The following is a 25,491-nucleotide window of genomic DNA, read 5'->3' as shown; positions in this document are numbered from 1 at the left end:
TGAAAGCACGCACCTATTTTATATCGATACATTCAACCTAATAAGTAACTCTTAATCTTATTAATAGATTAATTAAACAGAATTGACAATGAATTTTAATATTGCGAAAGCACTATTGCTACTTCTAACTTTTATTTCAACAACAGTATTAGCTACAACCCCACCGCCTGAGCCTGTATGTGCCATTCAGGGAACCATAACATCGGAAGGTGAACCCTTGCCATTTGCGACAATTACCATTGGCAATACTACACTGGGTGTTGCATCTGACCTGGAAGGAGCTTACGATCTTAATTACATTCCTGAAGGCGAGTATGTGGTAAAAGCACAAGCCATGGGATACAAACCCATTGAAAAAACCATCATCTTTAAACCTGGTAAAGCCATAACACTTGACTTTGACCTTGAAACTGACGTTTTAGGTCTGGAGCAAGTTGTTGTTACGGCAGACAGGAACGAACAAAAACGCACGACAGCTTCAGTTATTGTTAATACTATTACACCTAAACTTCTTGAAAACACACAAGCTGTATCTATTTCAGAAGGTTTGAACTACGTACCCGGTTTACGTTTGGAAAACAACTGCCAAAACTGTGGTTTCACACAAGTACGCATGAATGGTATGGATGGTGCTCACTCGCAAATTCTAATTAACAACCGTGCCATCTTTAGTAACCTGGCAGGTGTCTATGGTTTAGAGTTAATTCCATCGAGCATGATTGATCGCATTGAAGTGGTTCGCGGTGGTGGTTCGGCTTTGTATGGTAGTAATGCAGTGGCCGGCACCATCAATCTGATTACAAAAGACCCGATGAATAATTCGTATGATATTACTTCACAATATAGTTCAGTGGGTGTTGGCAGCGATGGCGGTGCTATTAATGATTACTCATTAAACATGAATTCTACCATTGTGAGTGATAATAAAAAAACTGGATTAGCTTTATTTGGCTTCTACCGCGACAGAGATCCTTTTGATGCCAATGGTGATGGTTTCTCGGAGGCTTCACAATTCGAAAACCTGACCTTTGGCGCTCGTTTGTATCACCGTATCGACTATCGCAATAAAATAACTTTAGACTTTATCCGTGTTAACGAAGAACGTAGAGGTGGCAATGATTTTGATAAACTAAACCATGAGGCGGATATTTCTGAAGCCGTTGACCATAAAATTACAACGACAGCTTTAACCTATGAACGCTTTATCGGGACAGGAAGCATGTTATCGGTTTATGGCTCGGCACAAAATGTTGACCGTGCATCATACTATGGAGCAGAACAAAGCCTGGCCGACTATGGTCAAACAGATGGATTAACCTACAATATTGGTACGCAATTTAAAACTGACTTTGGTAAAAACAGTCTGGTAACAGGAATTGAGTTAGTGCACGATGATATGCTTGATAAGAAACTGGGATACCACGACTTAATCTATGATGATGCCGGCAATGTAATTGGTTCAAATGGGCATGTACCTAATACAACCATAACCGACCAAAATAAGAATGTTTATGGCGCATTTGCTCAATATGATCACCAATTTGGGCCAGTCAAAGCATCTTTAGGAGCACGTTTTGACCGATACGAAATTACAGACCTGGATCATAAAGAAGGAAATAATTCAGGTAATGTGTTTTCACCACGTGTTAATGTACTATGGGATGTTATACCATCATTACAATGGCGTGTTAGCTACTCGCAAGGTTATCGTGCACCCCAGGTATTCGATGAAGACTTACACATCGAAACATCAGGCTCTCGTAAAGTTGTTCATGCCAATGCACCAGACCTAAAGCAGGAAACCAGCCACTCGTATATGACTTCATTTGACTTTAATAAACGTTTTGGTGCATGGAACATTGGTCTGTTAGCAGAAGGATTTTACACCAATCTGGACGATGCATTTGCCCAGGCTCCTGAGTTTGATGAAGCTACCGGTGTAACTACTTACGTGAGAAGCAATGCCGAAAATGGTGCCGAAGTTAAAGGAGTTAACTTTGAATTGACTGCATCTCCAGGCAAGAAACTATATCTACGTACTGGATACACACTACAGTCAAGCGAGTATGGTGATGCTGTTGAATTAGGTGAAAGTGATTTCTTACGTACACCAAACGATTATGGTTTCTTCTCTGTTGACTATGGTGTAACAGAAAAATTAACCTTAATAGCTAGTGGAACTTATACGGGTGAGATGAAGATTGCTTATTATGGCGAAAACCTAAAACCAGGTGAAAGCTATATTGAGTTAGAAGATCAAGATCCAGGTGTTATTCGTACTACCCCAACATTTTTTGACTTAGGTTTGAAAGCAGAGTATGATTTAAAAATTGCTGGCCTTCCATTTAAAGCCTTTGCTGGTGTTAAGAATATTTTCAACTCATACCAGGATGATTTTGATTCAGGCATCAACAGAGACCCGGCTTATATTTATGGACCAACAAATCCACGAACCATTTATTTCGGTATCAAACTAAGTAATGTATTTGGACACTAATTATAGACTATATTAGTATGAAAGCCCGGCAGAAATGTCGGGCTTTTTATTAATCTAATGCATCTAAATATTAAATACCTTTTTAGGACTAGCTTCGCACCTTCTTCGGGACACCATTGGATCAACCTCGCTATTAGCGAGGTTGATCCGCTCCTACTCCCTGGATTTCCCTTACAAATGCCCTGCTTGACCTTTTTAAATTGATAAAAATCACCAACAGTAATAAGTATACAACAAGCTGTAAAATATATACATCAACGCACAAATCATCTCTTACTTTTGTTATCATTAATAGTTAGGTGATTATGAGTAAAAGAAAGAAAATAATGATAATAACGATAAGTATACTAAGCGGTATCGCTTTAAGTGTGGTACTCTTTATGGCATTGAACCCACAATTTGGTGCAAGAGCCAATAAAGAAACTCAACTAACATACGAACAGTCGGAGCAATTCAGAAAAGGCAAGTTTGCCAATATTAGCGATGTAAAGATCGATATGTCGGGAGAAAACTTTTGGGCCATGATGAAAGAACAGTTTAATATGCATCCGGATGCCACACCGCATCATGCCCCCAATTTTGTAGCCATGGACTCAAGCAACCTGGCAGATTACAATGGTGACATGCGTTTATTTTGGTTTGGCCACTCATCATTCTTAATTCAAACCAATGGCAAAAACATATTAATAGATCCAATGCTGGGACCATCCGCTTCACCAGTTCAGGTTTTTAGCGTTAAGCGCTTTAATAAGAGTTTACCTATTACCATTGAGCAATTACCAAAAATTGATATCATACTTATCTCTCATGATCACTACGATCATCTGGATTACTATACTATCAAAAAACTCAAGGATAAAACAGATAAATTTTATACACCATTAGGCGTTGGCGCGCACCTGCATGCCTGGGGAGTTGACAAAAGTCAAATCACAGAATTAGATTGGTGGCAAGAGCTCCGACACGAAGATTTAACATTTGCCTGTACCCCGGCACAACATTTTTCTGGTCGTGGAAAATGGTTTAACGATCAGGCATCTACCCTTTGGTGCTCATGGGTGATTAAAACCAATGAAAAGAACATCTTCTTTAGTGGCGATAGCGGTTATGGCGATCATTTCAAAGCAATAGGCAAAAAATACGGTCCTTTTGATTTAGCACTAATGGAATGTGGCCAATATAACGAACTGTGGAAAGAGATACACATGATGCCTGAAGAAACCATTACGGCGGGTAATGACATTGGAGCCAAAGCTGTGATGCCAATCCACTGGGGTGTTTTCCGTTTAGCCATGCACGATTGGCTGGAACCTATTACACGTGCTTCAGCAAAGGCGCAAGAAATAGGCATGCCAGTTCTTACGCCTCAAATAGGTGATGGTTTAATTTTAAATGGCGAATTGCCTCAAACTGTACAATGGTGGAAAACTCAGGAATCGCAACAACTCATCGTAAATAAATAAGAATAAGCACATTGATAGCAAATAGATATGCAAAATAACTTTCGTTCATCCTCTTGCTATCTGAGTGATCAACAAGCATTGTCGTGGTAAAATTCTAATAACACTTATGAGCCCAGGCATTCATTTTAACTCTGCTTAATAACCAAAAGTATTATATATTTTCAGCTACTCTTTTTTGTTACTAAAACGTTATAAGACAAACAATTTATAAACTACTACCATTTTTCGAAATTGACAATCAGATGACTTACCTCATGTAGTTTAATTATTAATTAATACTTTTAACTCAATTTTTCTTTCTATTCGATATTTAAAGGAAATTAAATAAGACAAAGTAAAACATTACTAATTAAACCACACACAGTGAACAATCTATTATCGTACGACCATGGAACGTCGGACACGCCCTTACTGGGTATTACAATCTCGGAACAATTAAAACAAACCGCAGACAAATATCCGGATAATGAAGCGCTTGTTGTCCCTTATCAAAACTACAGGGCCACTTACAAAGAATTCTGGCAACAAGTTGAAGAGGTCGCTAAAGGCATTCTTTCCTATGGCGTTAAAAAAGGAGACCGCGTTGGTATTTGGTCACCAAACCGTTTCGAATGGGTATTGGTGCAATTTGCCACTGCCCGATTAGGAGTCATTCTGGTTAACGTCAATCCGGCCTACAAAGCAGCTGAATTAAAATATGCGCTTCGCCAGTCAGAAATTAGCCTGCTTATCATGTCCAAAGGTTTTCGTCAAACTAACTACATCGATATTTTGGGTGAAGTGCGAGGCTCATGCATCCACTTAAAAAATATTATTGTTATTGATCACGATTGGCAAGCAATGTTGGACACCGGCAAAAAGATAGCGACTGAACAATTGACAAAACTAGAGAACTCTTTACAGTTTGATGACCCCATCAATATTCAATATACATCCGGGACAACTGGCTTTCCTAAAGGAGCAACACTATCACACCACAACATACTCAATAATGGCTTTTTTATTGGTCAACGCTTAAAGTACAGCAATAAAGATCGTGTTTGTATTCCAGTTCCTCTGTACCATTGTTTTGGTATGGTATTGGCGAATTTGGCATGTATCACCCATGGAGCCTGCATGGTACTCACAGGCGAAGCATTTGTACCTGAAACAGTACTTAAAACTGTTCAGGACGAAAAATGCACGTCCTTATATGGTGTGCCTTTAATGTTTATTGCCGAATTAAACGATCCGTCATTTGACCAATACGATTACTCAAGTCTGAGGACCGGCATAATGGCGGGTGCTTCATGCCCTGAGTCAACCATGAAAGCCGTTCGCGAAAAGATGAATATGAGTGAAGTAGGTATCTGTTACGGTATGACTGAAACATCACCGGTGAGCACACAAACTTTTGTAGACGATAATGAGTATCGCCGTTGCGCCACCGTTGGTATGGTTCATCCGCATATCGAGATTAAAATAATTGACCCGAAAACTGGCGCTATAGTACCCCGAGGTGAACGTGGTGAGTTCTGCACCCGTGGTTACTCTGTAATGCTCAAATACTGGAATAATCCTGAAGCTACAGCTTCGGTGATAGATGAAGGACGTTGGATGCATACGGGCGATTTGGCCGAAATGGATGAAGATGGTTATGTCAAAATTGTAGGGCGAATTAAAGATTTAATTATTCGCGGTGGCGAAAATATTTCACCATTTGAGATTGAGGAATTCTTACACCAGCACGATTCCATAAAAGATATTCAGGTAATTGGCGTGCCGTCTGCCAAATATGGTGAAGAAGTAATGGCCTGGGTCATTCTCAAAAATGGTGATAAACTCTCAGGTGAGGATTTACAAAACTATTGCAAAGGACAGATTGCGACCTACAAAATACCTAAATACTGGAAGTTTGTTGAGGAGTTTCCTACAACTGTTACTGGCAAAGTTCGTAAAGTTGAGATGCGTGACATTTCCGCTAAGGAACTAGGCTTAGAACAACGAAAATAAGCTACTAAGAGCTAACTCAAATATTTGCTCATCAAGCGAAGTCGAGATGAAAACCACAATCACTTCGACTCCGCTCAGTGAGCAATTTTTTATTATCTATTAAAATAACTTCGAAGCTTAGTTCTTTCGCTCTAATTCATTCAAATGCATCATCTTCTTCATCTCCAGGAAGCTCTGAATATTACCCAGATGCTCTTTCACCTTCTGGTTACCAAACTCATACACCTTATCAACTAAGCCGTCCAGGAAATCACGGTCATGAGACACCAGAATCAAAGTGCCGTCAAACGCTTTTAAAGCATCTTTAAGTACATCTTTAGTTTTCATATCCAGGTGGTTGGTTGGTTCATCCAGAATCAATAAGTTGACCGGCTCCAAAAGCAATTTAATCATGGCTAAACGCGTTTTCTCTCCACCTGACAACACACGTACTTTCTTATCTATGTCGTCGCCTCCAAACATAAAGGCACCCAGCATATCTTTAATTTTAGTTCGGATATCACCCACAGCAATATCGTCAATCGTCTGAAACACCGTAAGCTCTTCATCCAACAAAGACGCTTGATTCTGGGCAAAATAGCCAATCATTGTGTTGTGCCCCAGTTGCAGTTCTCCCTGGTAATCAATCTCGCTCATTATGGCTTTTACAAGTGTTGATTTACCTTCACCGTTTCGCCCAACAAACGCAATCTTCTCACCACGTTCCAAGGTCAATGAGGCATCAACAAACACCAGGTGTTCGTCGTAATACTTGGTTACTTCGGTACCTATCAAAGGATAATTTCCTGAGCGTGGCGCCGGTGGAAATTTCAAACGCAACGATGAGCGATCTTCTTCATCCACCTCTACCCTTTCCAGTTTCTCCAACATTTTAACACGACTCTGCACCTGTAAGGTTTTCGAATAGGTGCCTTTAAAACGCTCAATAAAAGCTTCATTTTCAGCAATCATCTTCTGTTGCTCTTCGTAGGCTTTTAGTTGCTGCTCCCTGCGCTCCTGACGCAACACCAGGTATTGCGAATAATTCACTTTATAATCGTAAATACGCCCCATGGTTACTTCAATGGTACGCGTGGTAATAGTATCAACAAAAGCACGGTCGTGAGAAATAACAATAACCGCCTTTCCGCAATTAATCAAGAATTCTTCCAACCACTGTATAGATTCAATATCCAAATGGTTGGTTGGCTCATCCAGTAGAATTAAATCGGGTTTTTGAAGAAGGATTTTAGCCAATTCAATACGCATACGCCATCCACCGGAAAACTCACTGCTCGGACGCTGCAAATCATCGCGCATAAAACCAAGGCCTAATAACACTTTCTCTACCTCAGCATCAAAATTAGTTTCTTCAATAGAATAGAACTTCTCACTTAAGGTCGATACTTTTTCAATCAGTTCGTAATAGCTTTCCGACTCATAATCAGTACGTGTTTCCAGCTCTTTATTGATTTCAGCAATCTCCTTTTCCATCGCAAATATATGCGCAAAAGCCTGTGATGCTTCGTCAAACACACTGCGATTATCTTCAGTCATCAAGTGCTGAGGCAAGTAAGCCACCACCTTATCTTTTGGCACTGACACGTGGCCTTTGTTAGCTTCTCGAGCTCCAGCCAGTATTTTCAACAGCGTCGATTTCCCGGCTCCGTTCTTTCCCATCAAGGCAATGCGATCCTTTTCATTAATAACGAAAGAGATATTTTTAAAAAGCGTGGTAGCACCAAACTCTACCGTCAATCCATCTACCGAAATCATATTGTTTTATTTAGCGCCGCAAAGATATAACTATAGTCCGAAGACCGAAGTTTGAATACCGAAGAATTCGTTATGAGACCCTGAAGAATAAGTGAACATCGCCCTATCCGAATAAAATATTATTGTATTTTTGTTTGTTAACCTTACAAAAGCGCAAGAAGAATGCCGGATATCGGGAAAGAGATACAAGAATTAAGAGAAAGACTCCACCATCATAATCACCAGTATTACGTACTGAATGAACCGCTTATATCAGATTTTGAATTTGACCAGTTGCTTAACCAATTGATCGAGCTGGAAAAGCAACACCCCGAGTTTGATGATCCAAACAGCCCCACCCAGCGGGTTGGAAGCGATTTAAACAAGGAATTTGAGCAGGTGAAACACGTTTATCCAATGCTTTCGTTGGGCAACACTTACAATGAAGGTGAGATAAATGACTTTTATACGCGTGTGAGCAAACAACTAATGGGGACTCCCTTTGAAATTGTTTGTGAGCTTAAATACGATGGAACCGCCATTGGTTTAACATACGAAAATGGAAAGCTACTTCGAGCGGTTACCCGGGGCGATGGTGTGCAAGGCGATGATGTAACAACCAATGTTAAAACCATCAGAAGCATACCTTTGCAACTAAAAGGCGATTATCCCGATAGATTTGAAATACGTGGCGAGATTTTTCTGCCACACAAAGGGTTTGAAAAACTAAATGAATTACGTGCAGAAGCAGGCGAAGCACCATTTGCCAACCCGCGCAATGCGGCAGCGGGTTCATTAAAAATGCAAAACAGTGCACAAGTAGCTAAGCGACCACTTGATTGTTATCTGTACTATATGTTGGGCGAAAATTTACCTAGCAATCTTCACTCTGAGAACCTGAATAAAGCCAGCGAGTGGGGTTTCAAAATTCCACCACATATCAAGGTCTGTAAAAGCATTGAAGAAGTGATTGCCTTTATCAACTACTGGGATGAAGAGCGTCGGAATTTACCTTTCGACATTGATGGCATTGTTCTAAAAGTCAACAATATTGAACAACAGCGCAGCCTTGGCTTTACGGCCAAATCACCTCGCTGGGCCATTTCTTATAAGTTCAAAGCTGAGCAAGGCTATACGAAACTAAAAGAAGTGACTTTTCAGGTGGGACGAACGGGTGCCGTAACGCCTGTAGCCAATCTCGAGCCTGTTTTCCTGGCAGGCACAACGGTGCAGCGGGCTTCGTTGCATAATGCCGACATCATCAATACCCTTGATTTGTATGAAGGCGATATGGTGTATGTAGAAAAAGGTGGCGAGATTATTCCCAAGATTGTTGGCGTTGATGATAGTGTGCGTGACACTTCAGCCAATAAAATTGTATTTATACATAGCTGTCCGGAGTGTGAAACACCACTCATCCGCATTGAAGGGGAGGCTGCTCATTATTGTCCTAATGCCGAATCTTGCCCTCCTCAGGTTAAAGGACGAATTGAACACTTTATTGCCCGCAAAGCGATGAATATCGATGGTCTGGGTATAGAAACCATCGACCTGTTATATAAAAATGGCTTTGTTAAAAATGTGGCTGATTTATATGAACTGCACCCTATGCAACTATCGGGTTTAGAGCGCATGGGTACTAAATCGGCTAATAACATACTGGAAGGTTTGGAAGCTTCTAAACAAATCATTTTTGCCCGGGTATTATTTGCACTGGGCATTCGTTATGTAGGCGAAACCGTTGCAAAGAAACTGGCTTCCGCTTTTAAAAGCATTGATAATCTGATGGCCGCCACTCTGGAACAACTGGTTGAAGTAGACGAAATTGGTGAGCGAATCGCACAAAGTGTTGTTGAATATTTTGAAAAAGAGCAAAACGTCCAGCTGATTGAAAGACTTAAAACCATTGGCTTACAGTTTCAGCTGTCAGAAGAAGAACAGTCGCAGCACTCCTCCAAACTCGAAGGCCTCTCTTTTGTTGTCAGTGGCAGTTTTGCCAGTTTTTCACGCGATGAGCTGAAAAGCCTGATCGAAAAAAATGGAGGTAAAAACCTGAGTGGTGTTTCTTCAAAAACCAACTACCTTGTGGCTGGTGATAAAATTGGACCAAGTAAATTAGCGAAGGCAGAAAAACTTAAGGTCAATATTATTTCTGAAGAGGAATTCAAACAAATGATAGACTAAACCAACACACAATAATTGAAGCATTAGATGAGCAACTTCATAACACAAATCAGAGAAAAAATAGCCTTGTATAAGTTGGAAAGCCAGCTTAAAAAGGAACCACGTAAAAAACGGCTTCATAACCTTAAAACAGCTTCTACAGCCGGTATTATTTACGATGCAACCAACGAAGCTAACCACAAAATCATAAAAGAATTAATTAAAGAACTTAAAGAAGAGAGCATCACTGCTGAGGCGCTGGGTTTTATAGATAAGAAAAAACGAGATGACAATTACATCGGTGACAGAACATATAGTTTTGCCTGCCGCAATGACTTCAGCTTTTTCTATTCCATTAAAAAAGAAGCTATCCAGGCTTTTATTGACAAGCCTTTTAACCTGCTTTTTGTATTGGTAGATGAACAACCCTTTGCCATTGATTACCTGGGCCAATTATCGAAAGCAGAGTTTAAAGCAGGTAAAGCAGGGCTAGACAATGACTTATATGATTTTATGATAGAATTAAATGAAAGTAGTGGTATTGCCGAGCTTAAAAAACAAATTATCCACTACCTCAAACTTCTTAACAATCACTAATCTTGCCTTATGATATCTCCCAATCAACTAAACGGAACAGGCGTGGCTCTTATCACGCCATTTAATCAGCAAAAAGACGTTGATCACCTGGCATTAAAGCAGCTGGTTAATCATGTAATTGATAATGGTATTGATTTTCTGGTGGCACTTGGCACAACAGCTGAGACCGCTACGCTCACCAACAAAGAAAAACTGGAAGTGGTGCGCACCATTAAGGAGACTAATGCAGGCCGTGTACCATTGGTATTAGGCATGGGCGACAATAACACGGCTCAATTGGTCGAAACCATTAACCGTACTGACTTTGATGGTATCGATGCTATCTTAACGGTTACCCCATTTTACAACAAACCTAATCAGGCAGGTTTATACCAACACTACAAGGCGATGTCAGAAGTATCACCTGTACCCATTATCCTATATAATGTACCATCGCGTACAGGCTGTAACCTGAATGCTAAAACTTGTCTTCGATTGGCTAATGATTTTGAAAACATCATAGCAGTTAAAGAAGCATCTGGTAATATGCAACAGTTAATGGATATTATTAAACACAAGCCCGCAGATTTTATTGTACTTTCAGGAGATGACAATGGTACGCTTCCACTCCTTTCACTGGGAGGAGATGGAGTTATATCTGTAATTGCCAATGCATTTCCAAATGAATTCAGTAACTTGGTTCGGGCTGCTAAAAACAATGAGATGGAGTTAGCACGCCAAATACATTATAGTTTAACCGATGTTGTTAATAATATTTTTGCAGAAGGAAACCCGGCAGGTATAAAAGCGGTTATGTTTATGCAACAAAAGATTGAAAATCAACTGCGTTTACCTCTTGTTCCTGTAACCGATAAATTATACGGACAATTAAAATCACAAATAGCGGCGCTGTAAGCGGCTTTTGGAATGTTTTTTGATTAACCAAATGCGGACTATAAATAGAATATCCATAAATCTAAACTTATTACTTATGAAACGACATTTAGTATTCGTCATGGCCATCATTTTTACTGCAAGTTTACTTACCGGATGTGCCACACACTCAGTTGAACGTGTCGATACAAAAGAAGCCATCGATTTAAGTGGACGATGGAATGACACCGACTCACGTTTAGTTGCTGAAGAAATGGTTAATCAGGTATTGGGCGGGGCCTGGATAGGTAACCATCAGGAAGAAAATAACGGACAAAAACCAGTTGTGGTTGTTGGTTTGGTATATAACAAATCGCACGAACACATAAGCGCCGAAACATTTGTAAAAGATGTAGAAAGAGCGTTTATCAACAGTGGGCGCGTTAGGCTGGTTCAAGCTGGCGACAAGCGCGAAGAACTGCGTCGCGAAAGAGCCGCACAGCAAGAGTTTGCCAGTATGGAAACAGCAAAAGCATGGGGAAAAGAGTTAGGTGCTGATTTTATGCTTAATGGCGACATCAATTCTATTGTAGACACTTACAAAAAGGAACGTGTTAATTTCTACAAGGTTAATATGGAACTGTCTAACCTTGAAACCAACGAGGTTGTTTGGATTGGTGATAAGGAGATTAAGAAGTATATTAATAAATAATGGTTAATGGTTAATGGTTAATGGTTAATTGCTAATAATTAATAACTTATCATTGACAATTAATCATTAACCCCCTTACCATAAACTCTAAACACAACACTCTGCCCTTACACTTCTACCTATGAAATTTAAAATCCTCACCATATTACTCTCCATTTTATTATTTGGATGCGCTACTTACTATGAGCAAAACATTAAGCTGCAAAGCTTAATTGCATCCGGGCAATTTGAAGCAGCAGACAAAGAACTGGCTAAAGACTCTAAAGGTGCTGAAGGTAAAAATCGCTTCCTATATTTCTGTAATCGTGGTGTAGTGTGTTTTATGAATGGGCAATATGAGTTAAGTAACGACTACTTTAATAAAGCTGATTATTACGTAGAGGATTTCAGTAAATCACTGGGTAATGAAGCCTTGGCATTGGTAACAAACCCGATGGTTAAACCGTATCGCCCGGAGGATTTTGAGTCGGTATTGATACACTTTTACAAAGCCCTTAACTATATCTATTTAAAAGATTACGAAGGTGCATTGGTTGAATGTCGGCGAGTAAATATTGTACTTCAGCAACTCAACGACAAGTACAAAAAGAACAAAAACAAATATGCCCGCGATGCCTTTGCCCACTGTATGATGGGTTTGATATACGAAGCAGCAGGCAACACAAACGATGCCTTTATTGCCTATCGTAATGCTTTGGAAATATACGAGGAAGACTATAAAGAGCTATTTGGAGTAGATGTGCCCAATCAGTTGAAAAACGATTTAATGCGCACCGCTCATCTACTAGGTTTTGGCTCAGAGCTTAACTTTTATGAAAACAAATTTGGCTATAAATATGAACCCGAAGATCCAGACAAAGGGCACCTGGTATTTTTCTGGTTAAATGGTTTTGGCCCGGTAAAAGATGAGTGGAGCATTAACTTCACCAATACAGGTTACAACGATGGCTGGATAACTTTGGCCAACGAAGAGCAAGGATTAAGTTTTCCTATTTACATCGGTAATAAATCAAGAAACGACCAGACTGCTTTCCAAAACTTATCCTTCCTGCGGGTAGCCTTTCCTAAATACCACGAACGAAAACCTATCTTCTCAAAGGCTCATCTTTCGGTCAATGGAGAACAATATAAATTAGAACTAGGAGAAAATGTGAATTCAGTGGCATTCCAGTGCTTAAACGACCGGATGATGCGCGAAATGGCAGCAGGAATTGCACGTCTGGCCACTAAAAAAGCCTTGGAAGAAGTGGCACGTAACGAAAACGAGAATTTAGGTACCATTGTCAGCATTGTTAATGCCATGACTGAAAAAGCCGATACTCGCAACTGGCAGTCGTTACCTTACAGTATTTCCTATTGTCGCATCCCACTGGATGAAGGTAGGCAGAGTGTGCAGCTTAATACCAACGGTCGCATGAATAACTCTGTACCGTTTAATTTTGACATTAAGAAAAATCAAACAACTTTCTTTGCTTTCCACAACCTTGAAAGTCAACGCTAATTTTGCTTATACATAAAGCGCTATAGCAGCAATAATCAGTCCGATAGCTGTTAATAGTATTCCTCGCTTAAACTTCTTTGTCGATGGTTTATACATCCACAAAGACGATAAGGCTAAAAACAAAAGCATCACACCATAAACTGTGGCAAACCAATGGCTGGTAAAGCGACTTTTTAGTTTATGAAAACTATTCATCGTCCACACAAAATCGGGGTAGGTTGTGATGGTAAAAACAGCTTCCCCACTCGACTGGCAATAGTAACCGTAATTGAAATAGATGGTATCGTTGCGTTCCTCAAGCACTTTTAATCGTCGTAACTCAAGTGCTTGCCCTAACTCACTGGCTGGTGTATCGGGTTTAATCGTTTCAATATACTGTTTATCGATGGTAAATAAATCTGTATCGCGATAAAGCAAAATAATACCGCTAACACCATATACAAGCGTTAATCCAATCATTAAAAAACCAATATCACGGTGCAGAATGCGCATGATTTTAGTAACAGAATTTTTCGAAGTTGTCTTTTTATTCATTGATTCTTGAAGTGAGACAGCAAATATAGGTATAAGGCAGTAATTGACAATTCTAAATAAGATGCTACTATTTAGTCGTTCTTTGAATGCAAGTAAGCAGATACATTCTCTATCACCTTATACGAAAGTCGTTCTTTGGCTTCCCTTGTCCATCCCGAGGTATTTTCGGCATAAATCAGATTATTGTTTTTGATTAATTGCTCTTTATGTGAGCCAAATGCTACAAGGTCGAAAATGGCATAATTATTAGTTTTCAGCAGCCATTTTTCGAATGGACCAATATCAAAAGGTAAACCGAGCGAGGTGTTAACTAAAATTTTGCTCGTACCCAGAATTTCAAAATGCTCGTTGGTTAATACTTTTGTTTTACGCGGCAAATGAAAGGAAATAATATCACATTCACTTATCAACTCACTAATTGGCAAATAGTTGATGTCACATTTTTCCGCTTCATATTTTCTGGTTCGGCTGTAATAATATATTTTCGAACCAAAAGCCTGTAAGCGCTGAGCAGTCATTAACCCGGTTGTCCCCAAACCTATAATACCAATCTTTCGTTTGGTCAGTTCTACAGGTTCCGACAGCCACTGATGCTTACCAAGTCCTTTTAGCAATTGAATTAACTCAGATACAATAAACTCAGCTACGCCTTCATCACCATAATCGCGAACGCCTCGTACCTCAATGCCCTTTGAACATGCATAGCGGACATCTACATTGGCCGAATCTTCATCAATAAGGCTACAACACATACCAATGTATTTAAGATGCTTGCAACGCTCAATCACCTTGGCGTTGACCGGCGTATTCCACGATACAAATAAGCCGTCTGCATTGCCTATTCTTTTAATTTTCTCTTCATCGGTAGCGGGTATAGTGTTATATACTTTTATAGGTTTATCTGACAAAGCCTGCAGCTTTTCAATTGCAAATCCTTGCAATCCGGTATAATCGAGAATGACGAGTTGTGTAAACATTATGCTATTATCCTTAATAAGATTAGATGCGCCAAAAACTTAACTACCTAAGTCTGACCAATATATTTCATATTTATTTAACATTCACTTTACGATAAGTGTATCTGCAAGAGCTACTTTCGAAGTCAAATTTTAAAAACCCGGAGCATATTTGCTCAAAGACATACATGGAGAGGCTTGTTATCATTTCCATCCACTTCTTTTTCGTAATGGGTCTTTCCATGTTTGTGGGTCTCTTAAATTATAGTTTCCCAATCTTCATATCCACCTCTTAAATTAACTAAATTGGTGTATCCTTTTTGCTCTAATTCCTGAATAACACGTGTACTTCGCATGCCCGAATAACAATACACTACCACTGGTTTATCCTTTGGTATTTCATGCACCCGTTTCGCCACTTCTTCCATAGGAATATGAATCGAATTAGTGATAAAACCTTCCTTAAGTTCTTCAGAATCCCGCACATCAATCAACACAGGCGATTTATCATTCTCGATACTATCTTTTAAGGTTTCAACATTTATCTCACGAACAATTGAAGCTGGCTTTGAACAGCAAAATGCATCGTAATTAACTAAACCAGTTATACTTGGTTTTTCTCCACAACACTTACAATCCGGGTCTTTGATAAATTTAATCTCATTAAAGTCCATCTTTAGCGCATCATAGCTTAGCAAACGACCAATTAAAGCCTCCCCAATCCCAGTAATTTGCTTAATGATTTCTGTCGCCTGCAAGGTGCCAATCACACCAGGCAAAACTCCCATTACTCCAGCTTCAGCACAAGAAGGTACTATTCCCGGTTGCGGAGGTTCAGGAAACAAACATCGATAGCAAGGCCCATCTGTGGTGCCAAAAACACTCACTTGACCTTCAAACTGACGAATAGAGCCAAATACATTGACCTTACCGCTTAAAACACACGCATCATTCACCAAATAGCGAGTCGCAAAATTGTCGGTCCCATCAGTCACAATATCGAACTGCTCAACTATATCAAGCGCATTATCCACATTTAAAGCTTCATTGAATAGTGAAATTTCAATATGAGGATTAATATCCTTTAATGTTTCTGCTGCCGATTGGGTTTTAAGCTTTCCTACATTCTTTGATTTATGTATTATTTGTCGCTGAAGATTTGATTCATCAACAACATCAAAATCGACCAAGCCAATATGCCCGACTCCTGAAGCTGCTAAATACATGGCTATTGGAGAACCTAAACCGCCAGTACCTACAATCAATACCGAAGCATTTTTAAGTTTAAGTTGTCCCTCAACGCCAATTTCTGGCAAGAAAGTATGACGCTTATAACGTTCCAGTTCTGCTTTTGTTAATGACATGTTAAATATTAAAGATTTGGATGTGAAGATAATTACTTTCGTCCATACAAGAAGCAGATAAACCAACTCGTTTGTATCCCTTGAATATGATAGGAAAGCGGTAGAATTATTTTTTGGACAACCGTGAAAGACTTAAGTAATTATAGGTCTCTGCTTTTCAAATACCGTAAAAAGTCATTAATCTTTTTATTCCGCTTTTTGTTCTTCTTTTGCGCAGGATTACAAACGTGATAGCGTCTTTAAATAGGTAAGTTTTGGAACAAAATAACAATAAAGTGAACGTGAAGATTTTAACCCTCTTATTAGGAATGCTTATTCCTCTTACAATCCTGGCTAATTCGCCAGAAAAAGAAGGAATTGTTAAAGGAAAAGTATATGATGGCAAATCAAAAAAACCGGTGGAATATGCCACGGTTGCCATCTATAATGCTGATGATGACAGTGTAATAACCGGTACTATCAGTGATGAAAATGGTGATTTTAAAATTAAAGGACTCAACAAAGGTAACTTCTATGTTGTGGTATCTTTTTTAGGCTATGAGAACAAGCGCTATGATAATATTATAGTGGATGGCGGTCGCGATATGATAGATTTGGGTAATATCACCATGGGCTCGGCTAACCAATCGCTTGATGAAGTTGAAGTGGTTGCTGAACGCCAGTCTGTTGAATTTCATATTGACAAAAAAGTGGTATCTGTTGGCAAACAAATGACTTCTGCCTCACTGTCGGCAGTTGAAGTACTGGAAAATGTACCTTCTGTGCGTGTTGATATTGAAGGTAATGTCTCGTTACGAGGAAGTACAGGTTTTACCGTTCTAATTGATGGTAAACCAACCGTACTCGACCCAAGTGATGTGCTGCGTCAGACACCTGCCTCAACCATCGAAAACATTGAAATTATCACCAACCCATCGGCCAAATACCAACCCGATGGAACGGGTGGTATTATTAATATCATTACTAAAAAGAATCGTGCCCAAGGAGTTCAAGGACTTGTCAATCTAAAAGGTGGTAGTTACGATATGTATGGTGGCGATTTTATGCTTAATTGGCGAACAAAGAAGGTGAATTTTAACTTTGGGGCTGATTATAACAACCGTCCATTTCCTGGTGAAACCTATTCGCATCGTGAAACTGTAATTAACAACGAGACAACCATTCTTGAAGCATCTGGCGATAACGAACGAAAATTTCACGGTGGCGGTATCCGTGGTGGTCTTGATTGGGATATCAGTAAACGTGATATTTTTGGCTTTAGCTTCCGTGTGGGGCAATTTAATATGGGTGGTTCTTCCGAATTGGATTACCTGAGAACCAACCCTGATAACAGCACAGTCGCTTCACTAATTAACAGCGAATCGAAACGAAGTGGTAACTATATGTCATTAACCACTAATTACACACATAAATTTGCTCAGAAAGGTCATGAACTATCGGCGCAATTAAACTATCGTGGACATGATGGTGATGAATTCTCTGAGAACTTTACTTATCTGAGTAACATAATTGACGAAGGAACTAAAACAACCGAAGTAGGTCCCAATAAACGTTGGGAATTACGATTAGACTATACTAAACCTGTTGGCGAAAACGACATGTTCGAAGCCGGTTTTCAAGGACGATCAGGTCAGGGCGATGATGAAACACGCTTATACAAATGGAATACTGATTTGGGCGATTTTGAAGAAGAGGTAATCAACCGCAATACAACAGAAATGGATCGAAACATCTATGCGCTTTATTCCGTTTACAAAGGCCAGGTCAACGATTTTGGTTACCAGTTGGGTATGCGTGGTGAATATACCGACCGCATGATTAGTTCAAGTGGTGTTAATGAAATCTACACCATCGACCGTGTTGATTTCTTTCCAACGATCCACCTCTCCTATCAACTACCAGCTGATAACCAGGTTATGGCTAGTTATTCGCGCCGCATTGACCGCCCGCGAGGATGGTACCTGGAACCATTTGTTACCTATGTTGATCAGTTTAACGTAAGAAGCGGTAACCCCGAACTAGCTCCCGAATACATTGATGCCTTTGAGTTGGGCTACCTAAAAGAGTGGAATAAAGTTCAGCTATCTCTTGAAGGTTACTACCGTATTACGCACGACAAAGTAGATAGAATACGAACAACATATTTGGACGATCCTGATGTTGTATTGAGCACCTATGATAACATTGGCACCGACTATTCGCTTGGTGTTGAAGCAATGCTTCGCTTGCCAGTAGCAAAATGGTGGGAAATGAACCTAATGGGTAATATATACGATTATCGAATTGACAGTCATTACAACGACGAAGATGATCGATCATCGTTTAACTGGAGTTCGCGCGTCAATAACTCCTTCGCTTTACGTAAAAATGTCAAATTACAAATTGATGGTAATTACAATAGTCCATCCATAACTGCCCAAGGAGAAACTAAGGAAAGTTATTATATGAATGCAGCTGTTCGCATGGACTTCTTCGACCGTAAACTATCGGCTGTTGTTCAAGCACGTGATTTATTTGGAACGGCTCAACGTGTATCAATAACAGATACACCTGAACTATACAATTATCAAAAACAAACCCGAAAGGCTCCAATGGTGTCGTTCACCCTTAGCTATCGTTTGAATAACTTTATTCAGAAGCGTGGCCGTAATGGTGATAATGGAGGGGGCATGGAAGAAGAATTTTAAGAAATGAGTTAGGTAAATTGTTCTACAATTAGGTTAAGTAAAGGAAGATTCAGTGATGAATCTTCCTTTTTTTGTATCATTTTGCTATTTAAGTTGCCTATTCGCCTAACATTCTGCATTTTTATTAACCGAGATTTGTCATTAGGATTTTGTGAAATTCCACATTGGCAACATGTGAAGGCCGCATCGAGGAAGTCCCTATTTTAAAATTAGAATTACGACTATGCCTGGTGCCAATTTTAAGATTAAGGTGTTTTTTAATTTGAATCATCAATAGCTTATGACAGCCAAAGAAGTAATTAAGCAGTTAGAAGAATATGGCAATGAACAAACCAAAAGTGTGTTGCTAAAACATGGTGCTAAAGAACCTTTTTTTGGAGTTAAGGTGCAAGACCTAAAGAAAATCTTAAAAAAGACCAGGAAGAACCATGAACTTTCTCTGGAATTATATGCCACCGGCAACTCCGATGCTATGTACCTGGCCTGTTTAATGGCGGATGAAAAGCAAATTACAAAAAAGCAATTAGAACAATGGGTGCAACAAGCCTACTGGTATTATTTAAGCGAATATGCTGTACCATGGATTACGGCAGAAACTATATATGGCTTTGAACTTGGGCTTAAATGGATTGAATCAGATAAGGAAACAATTGCGTCAGCGGGCTGGTCGACATTAGCCTCTTATTCGGCCGTGAATGATGATGACACATTAAACATTGAGAAATACAGCGAACTACTCGATACGATTGAGAAGACTATCCATACGGCCCAAAATAGAGTGAGATATACAATGAATGGATTTGTTATTGCAATAGGTTCCTACATTAAAAGCCTAACGAGTAAATCGCAGAAAATAGCGCGGAAAATAGGAAAAGTAAGAGTGGATGTAGGCGGAACATCCTGTAAAGTGCCCTTAGCAACTGATTACATCGCAAAAGTTATCGATAAAGGCAATGTTGGTAAAAAAAGAAAAGTAGCCAGGTGTTAAACAATCATTGGCGATTGTGCGAATTTCATCCTACTAAACTATAAATGATAATACAAGAGCAGATACAATCCTTTTTAAATGCAAAAGGCGTAGACTTCTTGCATTATATTGATATATCAAAACTAAGTTTCGAACAAACACAAGGCTTCAAATCAGCCGTGTTGTTTGGTAAAGCGCTTTCGCCTGCTTACTTAAAAAAAGTAACATCAACACCACACTATGTGGCTGAGATGATTCGTACAAAAACAGTTGAATCGGATGAGTTTCATAATACAGAAGTAGCTACAGATACATGGGCTGACGAATTAGCAGCATTTATTAAAGAAAAGAGTTACAAAGGCTACTCACAATCCGAAAAAAATATTGAACAATCAGGCCGGTATAATGTGACCGGCTACATAACGCCTCTACCTCATAAAACTCTTGCCTTATTAGCAGGTTTGGGTTGGATTGGCAAAAATAACCTATTAATATCCCCTCAATACGGAAGTGCCATTAGCATGTGTTCTGTTTTAACCAATGCTCCTATCACGTGTGACAATCATCGCATTTTACAACCTCAATGTGGTCATTGTTCCATTTGTCAGGAAATATGCGAAGCTCATGCTATCAAAGGTCAACTATGGAGCTTAACAACACATAGAGATGCCATTGTGGATGTAAAACAATGTAGCACCTGTTTTATGTGCGTTGTGAAATGTCCTCATACTATTAGGCATTTCAATAAGCCACAATTATAAATGCATTATAATTAAATCATTAACGGGATTTAAACGTTATTTTTATTCAGGTTTTGAACTTTTTCACCTTTCTTGTGTCTTTTTATTACGATTGATGGTGCAGATGTAAAAAACTCGCTTACTTTTGCAAGTCTTTATGTCCAACTGTCGCATAATCGGAATCATTGTCAGTCAATTAATATTGGCGCAATAATTGATTAATAAGGACCATTAGATAGAAATAATAACAATACTAAATTTTATAAGATGGAAATCGGAAGAAATAAATTCGTGACCCTTACTTACGAATTGCGTACCAACGGAACTGAAGGCGAAGTAATTGAAAAAACAGAAGCTGCTTCTCCACTTGGGTTTGTATTTGGTGCAGGTAAAATGCTTGAAATGTTTGAAAACAAATTAGAAGGCTTAGCGAAAGGCTCTGCTTTTGATTTTGAACTAAAAGCTGCTGAGGCTTATGGAGAAGTTAATCCTAATGCTATTGTTGAAATTCCAAAAAACATATTCGAAGTAGAAGGTAAGATTGACGACGAATTGCTTACTGTTGGTAACCATGTACCTATGCAAGATGCGCATGGTAACCGTTTAAATGGTTTAGTACTTGAAGTGGCTGACGAAAAAGTTAAAATGGACTTTAACCATCCATTGGCTGGCGACAACCTATTCTTCAAAGGTGAAGTGCTTGAAGTACGTGAAGCTACAGAAGATGAAATGATGGAATCCTGTGGTTCTGGCAGCTGTGGTTCTGGTGGCGGAGGCTGCGGTGGCGGTTGCTCATGCGGTTAATAATATGACACAATTAACGATATAGAGGGAGGTGAGTTTCACTTCCCTTTTTTTTGTTTTAGAAAGTCCATAGAGTAGTAAGTAGGAAATTGTTTTGGAGAGCTAATTTTCAACCCTTAAACAAATAAGCGATTATACCATTCGACAGTTCGACAATTAAATAGTTCAACTATTCGACCGTCAAGCAGTTTAACAACTATTCTTCCATCCCTTTGGGCAATCACTTTTAAACAGCTATTTTTACGCATCTTTTTTTAACAAACTATAATTAATCGATATTATATGTCTGCAAATTCGTTTGGCACCTTATTTAAATTAACATCTTTTGGCGAATCTCATGGGAAAGCTGTTGGAGGAGTAATTGAAGGAGTTATTCCTAATACAAAAATTGATGAAGATTTTATACAAAGTGAATTGAACCGACGTCGACCAGGACAATCGGCTATCACTACTCCTCGCAACGAAGAAGATAAGGTAGAGTTTTTATCAGGTATCTTTGAGGGTAAAGCCACTGGTACGCCTATCGGATTTGTTATTTGGAATAAAGACCAACGCTCCAAAGATTATGGCAATATTGCTGATGTATATCGTCCGTCACATGCCGACTATACTTATCAAAGTAAATATGGCATACGCGATTATCGTGGTGGCGGACGCTCTTCCGCTCGTGAAACAATAGCCCGTGTTGTGGCAGGAGCTATTGCTAAACTAATGCTTCAACAACAAGGTATCAGCATACAGGCATTTACCTCTAAAGTTGGTTCCATAAAACTGGAAAAAGAGTATAAGGAGCTTAACCTCAATAATACTGAAAATAATATTGTCCGCTGTCCCGATGCTGAAACAGCTGATAAAATGATTCAATATATCGATGAAGTTAGAAAAAACAAAGATTCAGTGGGTGGAGTAATTACCTGCGTCATTAAAAATGCACCTGTTGGATTAGGCGATCCTGTTTTTAATAAGTTACACGCTACACTGGGCCAGGCCATGTTATCCATCAATGCTGTTAAAGGTTTTGAGTATGGTTTAGGTTTTGGCTCTACTGATCTAAAAGGTTCGGAGCACAACGATGAGTTTTATATCGAAGAAGGCCGTGTTCGAACCAAAACCAATCATTCAGGTGGTATTCAGGGAGGTATCAGTAATGGTGAAGATATCTATTTTAATGTGGCTTTCAAACCAATTGCCACTGTGCTAATGGAACAAAACACTGTTAACAGAAAAGGTGAAGAAATTAAATCGACGACTAAGGGGCGTCACGATCCGTGTGTGTTACCACGAGCTGTTCCCATTGTAGAAGCCATGGCCGCTATCACACTGGCAGATCATATTCTTATCAATAAAATGTACAGATAATATTTTGCCAATCCACTTCGGGTTGGCATTTTTGTTTAAATAGACCTATTTTACTACTCATAGTATTTCGCGTCAACCCTTAAACGACAAAATCCACCAATCATGTTAAAGAAATTTATACTATCAGGAATTGTAATCATGATTACAGGTTTGTTTGCATGCCAGCAAAATACCTATCAACCAAGTAATCATCAATTATGGTACAAGCAACCGGCTGAAAAATGGCTAGATGCCCTACCTGTTGGCAATGGGCGCCTGGGGGCAATGGTCTTTGGTAAAACTACCAATGAACGTATTCAGCTTAATGAAGACTCGATGTGGCCGGCCGCAATGGACTGGAGTGAACCAGATGGTACTGAAGATGATCTTCAAGACATCAGGGAGTTATTGTTTAAAGAAAAGCATCAGGAAGCAGACAAACTATTCGTCGACAAATTTTCACGAAAAACAGTGCTTCGTTCGCACCAAACAATGGGCGATTTATGGCTCGACTTTAACCATAAAAATATAAGTGACTATCGACGTCAATTAGATATCAACCAAGCCATTGCCAATACCAGTTATAAAACAAATGGTTACCAATTCATGCAAAAAGTATTTGTCTCTGCTCCTCATCAGGTCATGGTTGTTCACCTTAAAACTGAGAACCCACAAGGGATTAATGGTAAAATACGTTTAACACGACCCGATGACCAGGGCCATCCTACGGTACAAGTAAGCAGCAGAGGAAATAACGAACTGTTGATGCAGGGAGAAGTGACGCAATATAAAGGGACTTTTGATTCAAAGCCGGCTCCAATTACTAATGGAGTTAGATTTGAAACGCTTGTCCATATCGAAAACCAGGATGGTGAGATTATAACAGGGCCAACCTTCCTGAAGTTAAATGCCGTTAAAGAAGCCATCATTTACCTGGTGGCCAACTCCTCATTTAACCACAACAACTTCTCAGAACAAAACAAGCAGCAACTAGATAAAGCCATGGCGCTGCCACTTGATGAATTGGAAAAACAACACATTGCTGATTACCAGAGCTATTATCAACGCGTTAGTCTAAAGATCGAAGACCTGGACAATAGCAGCCTTCCGACCAATGTACGTCTACAAAACATTAAGGATGGACAAATAGATACAGGGCTCGAAACCATGCTTTTCAATTATGGTCGCTATTTATTAATCAGTTCATCGCGGCCAGGTACAAATCCTGCCAATCTTCAAGGCTTGTGGAATAACGACATTGAAGCCCCCTGGAATGCCGACTATCATTTGAATATTAACTTGCAAATGAATTATTGGCTGGCCAACGTCACCAACCTGGATGAACTAAATCAACCTTTGTTTAATTACGTTGATAAACTGGTTGAAAATGGACAGAAGACCGCCAAACAGAATTTTGGGTGCGAAGGTGCCTTTATTCCGCATGCAACAGATTTATGGGCACCTACCTGGATGCGTGCGCCAACAGCGTACTGGGGCTGCTCAATGGGCGCTGCAGGTTGGATGATGCAACATTACTGGCAGCATTACTTGTTTACAAATGACACCTCTTTCCTGAGGTCTACTGCCTTGCCTGCATTAGAACAAGTAGCTCGTTTTTACAGCGACTGGATCATTACCGATCCTCGTGACGGCTATTTAGTTTCTGCACCTTCTACTTCTCCAGAAAACCGCTTTATTGATGCTAACGGAAATAAGGTGGCATCCTGCCTGGGCTCTGCAATGGATCAGCAGGTTATTGGCGAAGTATTTGAAAACTATTTACAAGCCTGTCGCATTCTAGATGTTAACAATTTGTTCGTCAATAAAATAGCTCAACAGCATCAGCAATTACGTCCAGGCTTTGTCTTAAGCGACGAGGGCTTAATATTGGAGTGGGATCGCCCCTACGAGGAAGTTGAACCAGGCCATCGCCACATGTCTCACCTCTATGGTTTCCATCCCGGCACTGCAGTTACAGCCAGCGAAACACCAGAACTCTTAGATGCAGTTAAAAGAACACTTGAACGTCGCATCAAAAATGGAGGTGCCGGACCGGGCTGGAGTCGCGCCTGGCTAATCAATTGTTACGCCCGACTGCATGATGGCAACATGGCGCACGATCATATTATTAAACTATTTCAAAAATCGATGTGCGATAACCTGTTTGATGTGCACCCGCCATTTCAGATTGATGGTAACTTTGGCTATACTGCCGGTATCGCCGAAATGCTACTTCAATCTCACGAAAGCGGTTTGATAAGGCTCCTACCTGCCTTACCAGACAAATGGCGCAATGGTTCCGTCAATGGACTGAAGGCAAGAGGTAATATTACGGTTAATATGCAATGGCAGGAAGGCAAAATAATCTCGGCAGAATTAATTGCTGACCAAGAACAAAAAGTGGATGTCATCATAAATGGCAAAACTCTTGCTGTGCATTTGCTTCCTAACAAACCATTTCGTTTTAAAAACTAAACTAAGAAGAGAGTGTCCTAAACCCAATTCGGTCATCGATTGGAGTTGAGATGAAATATAAATTGACGTGATTATCAATGCATAATCACGTCAATTTATCCTTTAATAAGGCTCA

Annotated in this window: 18 protein-coding genes; 14 read left to right on the top strand and 4 right to left on the bottom strand. The window is 39.7% G+C overall.

What is annotated here, in order from left to right; genetic code table 11:
* Window positions 1-88: 88 nt before the first annotated feature.
* The 3 genes from J1N10_RS07400 to J1N10_RS07390 all read left to right on the top strand — a co-directional run bounded on the left by J1N10_RS07400 (window position 89) and on the right by J1N10_RS07390 (window position 5,952).
* On the top strand, window positions 89-2,497 hold the full coding sequence (locus J1N10_RS07400) for a TonB-dependent receptor (RefSeq protein WP_262326054.1): 2,409 nt from the start codon (window positions 89-91) through the stop codon (window positions 2,495-2,497).
* 326 nt (window positions 2,498-2,823) lie between these two features.
* Window positions 2,824-3,960: an MBL fold metallo-hydrolase gene (locus tag J1N10_RS07395; protein WP_262326053.1), complete on the top strand. Its 1,137-nt coding sequence runs from the start codon at window positions 2,824-2,826 to the stop codon at window positions 3,958-3,960.
* 363 nt (window positions 3,961-4,323) lie between these two features.
* On the top strand, window positions 4,324-5,952 hold the full coding sequence (locus J1N10_RS07390; RefSeq protein ID WP_262326052.1) for an AMP-binding protein: 1,629 nt from the start codon (window positions 4,324-4,326) through the stop codon (window positions 5,950-5,952).
* A 117-nt stretch (window positions 5,953-6,069) separates the two neighbouring features.
* On the opposite strand, the gene J1N10_RS07385 is transcribed toward J1N10_RS07390, so the two are convergent.
* Entirely contained in the window at window positions 6,070-7,707 is a 1,638-nt protein-coding gene (locus tag J1N10_RS07385) for an ABC-F family ATP-binding cassette domain-containing protein (protein ID WP_262326051.1), read from the bottom strand.
* Window positions 7,708-7,869: 162 nt separating this feature from the next.
* Between J1N10_RS07385 and ligA the strand changes: the two genes are divergently transcribed.
* From ligA to J1N10_RS07360, 5 genes are all read left to right on the top strand, one after another.
* Window positions 7,870-9,870: an NAD-dependent DNA ligase LigA gene (gene ligA / locus J1N10_RS07380; RefSeq protein WP_262326050.1), complete on the top strand. Its 2,001-nt coding sequence runs from the start codon at window positions 7,870-7,872 to the stop codon at window positions 9,868-9,870.
* Between the two features lie 27 nt (window positions 9,871-9,897).
* A complete protein-coding gene (locus J1N10_RS07375) occupies window positions 9,898-10,446 on the top strand; it encodes a DUF6913 domain-containing protein (RefSeq protein ID WP_262326049.1) in 549 nt (182 codons plus the stop codon).
* 9 nt (window positions 10,447-10,455) lie between these two features.
* A complete protein-coding gene (gene dapA / locus J1N10_RS07370; RefSeq protein ID WP_262326048.1) occupies window positions 10,456-11,340 on the top strand; it encodes a 4-hydroxy-tetrahydrodipicolinate synthase in 885 nt (294 codons plus the stop codon).
* 76 nt (window positions 11,341-11,416) lie between these two features.
* Window positions 11,417-12,010 (top strand): penicillin-binding protein activator LpoB, encoded by a 594-nt coding sequence (locus tag J1N10_RS07365; protein WP_262326047.1) that lies wholly within the window; start codon window positions 11,417-11,419, stop codon window positions 12,008-12,010.
* A 121-nt stretch (window positions 12,011-12,131) separates the two neighbouring features.
* Window positions 12,132-13,511, top strand: coding sequence for a COG3014 family protein (locus tag J1N10_RS07360; protein WP_262326046.1), 1,380 nt, complete (start codon window positions 12,132-12,134; stop codon window positions 13,509-13,511).
* A gap of 6 nt (window positions 13,512-13,517) precedes the next feature.
* On the opposite strand, the gene J1N10_RS07355 is transcribed toward J1N10_RS07360, so the two are convergent.
* From J1N10_RS07355 to moeB, 3 genes are all read right to left on the bottom strand, one after another.
* Window positions 13,518-14,045 (bottom strand): hypothetical protein, encoded by a 528-nt coding sequence (locus tag J1N10_RS07355; RefSeq protein ID WP_262326045.1) that lies wholly within the window; start codon window positions 14,043-14,045, stop codon window positions 13,518-13,520.
* A 71-nt stretch (window positions 14,046-14,116) separates the two neighbouring features.
* Window positions 14,117-15,022 carry an NAD(P)-dependent oxidoreductase gene (locus J1N10_RS07350; RefSeq protein WP_262326044.1) on the bottom strand — a complete coding sequence of 302 codons (906 nt, stop codon included), beginning with the start codon at window positions 15,020-15,022 and terminating at the stop codon, window positions 14,117-14,119.
* Window positions 15,023-15,258: 236 nt separating this feature from the next.
* The gene (moeB, locus tag J1N10_RS07345; RefSeq protein ID WP_262326043.1) at window positions 15,259-16,365 is read right to left on the bottom strand and encodes a molybdopterin-synthase adenylyltransferase MoeB; all 1,107 of its coding nucleotides are present in this window, start codon (window positions 16,363-16,365) and stop codon (window positions 15,259-15,261) included.
* Between the two features lie 254 nt (window positions 16,366-16,619).
* On the opposite strand from moeB, the gene J1N10_RS07340 reads away from it, so the two are divergent.
* The 6 genes from J1N10_RS07340 to J1N10_RS07315 all read left to right on the top strand — a co-directional run bounded on the left by J1N10_RS07340 (window position 16,620) and on the right by J1N10_RS07315 (window position 25,376).
* On the top strand, window positions 16,620-19,052 hold the full coding sequence (locus J1N10_RS07340) for a TonB-dependent receptor domain-containing protein (protein ID WP_262326042.1): 2,433 nt from the start codon (window positions 16,620-16,622) through the stop codon (window positions 19,050-19,052).
* Between the two features lie 280 nt (window positions 19,053-19,332).
* Window positions 19,333-20,040: a DNA alkylation repair protein gene (locus tag J1N10_RS07335; RefSeq protein WP_262326041.1), complete on the top strand. Its 708-nt coding sequence runs from the start codon at window positions 19,333-19,335 to the stop codon at window positions 20,038-20,040.
* 44 nt (window positions 20,041-20,084) lie between these two features.
* Window positions 20,085-20,780 carry a hypothetical protein gene (locus J1N10_RS07330; protein ID WP_262326040.1) on the top strand — a complete coding sequence of 232 codons (696 nt, stop codon included), beginning with the start codon at window positions 20,085-20,087 and terminating at the stop codon, window positions 20,778-20,780.
* A gap of 246 nt (window positions 20,781-21,026) precedes the next feature.
* Window positions 21,027-21,563, top strand: a complete 537-nt coding sequence (locus J1N10_RS07325; RefSeq protein ID WP_262326039.1) for an FKBP-type peptidyl-prolyl cis-trans isomerase — start codon at window positions 21,027-21,029, stop codon at window positions 21,561-21,563.
* A gap of 282 nt (window positions 21,564-21,845) precedes the next feature.
* Window positions 21,846-22,922 carry a chorismate synthase gene (gene aroC, locus J1N10_RS07320; protein ID WP_262326038.1) on the top strand — a complete coding sequence of 359 codons (1,077 nt, stop codon included), beginning with the start codon at window positions 21,846-21,848 and terminating at the stop codon, window positions 22,920-22,922.
* A 102-nt stretch (window positions 22,923-23,024) separates the two neighbouring features.
* Window positions 23,025-25,376 carry a glycoside hydrolase family 95 protein gene (locus J1N10_RS07315; protein WP_262326037.1) on the top strand — a complete coding sequence of 784 codons (2,352 nt, stop codon included), beginning with the start codon at window positions 23,025-23,027 and terminating at the stop codon, window positions 25,374-25,376.
* The last annotated feature ends 115 nt before the right edge of the window (window positions 25,377-25,491 follow it).

The organism is Carboxylicivirga litoralis (assembly GCF_025499605.1).
Lineage (GTDB): Bacteria > Bacteroidota > Bacteroidia > Bacteroidales > Marinilabiliaceae > Carboxylicivirga > Carboxylicivirga litoralis.
The sequence above is the reverse complement of the archived record's forward strand: the minus strand, read 5'-3'. Positions and strand labels throughout refer to the sequence as shown.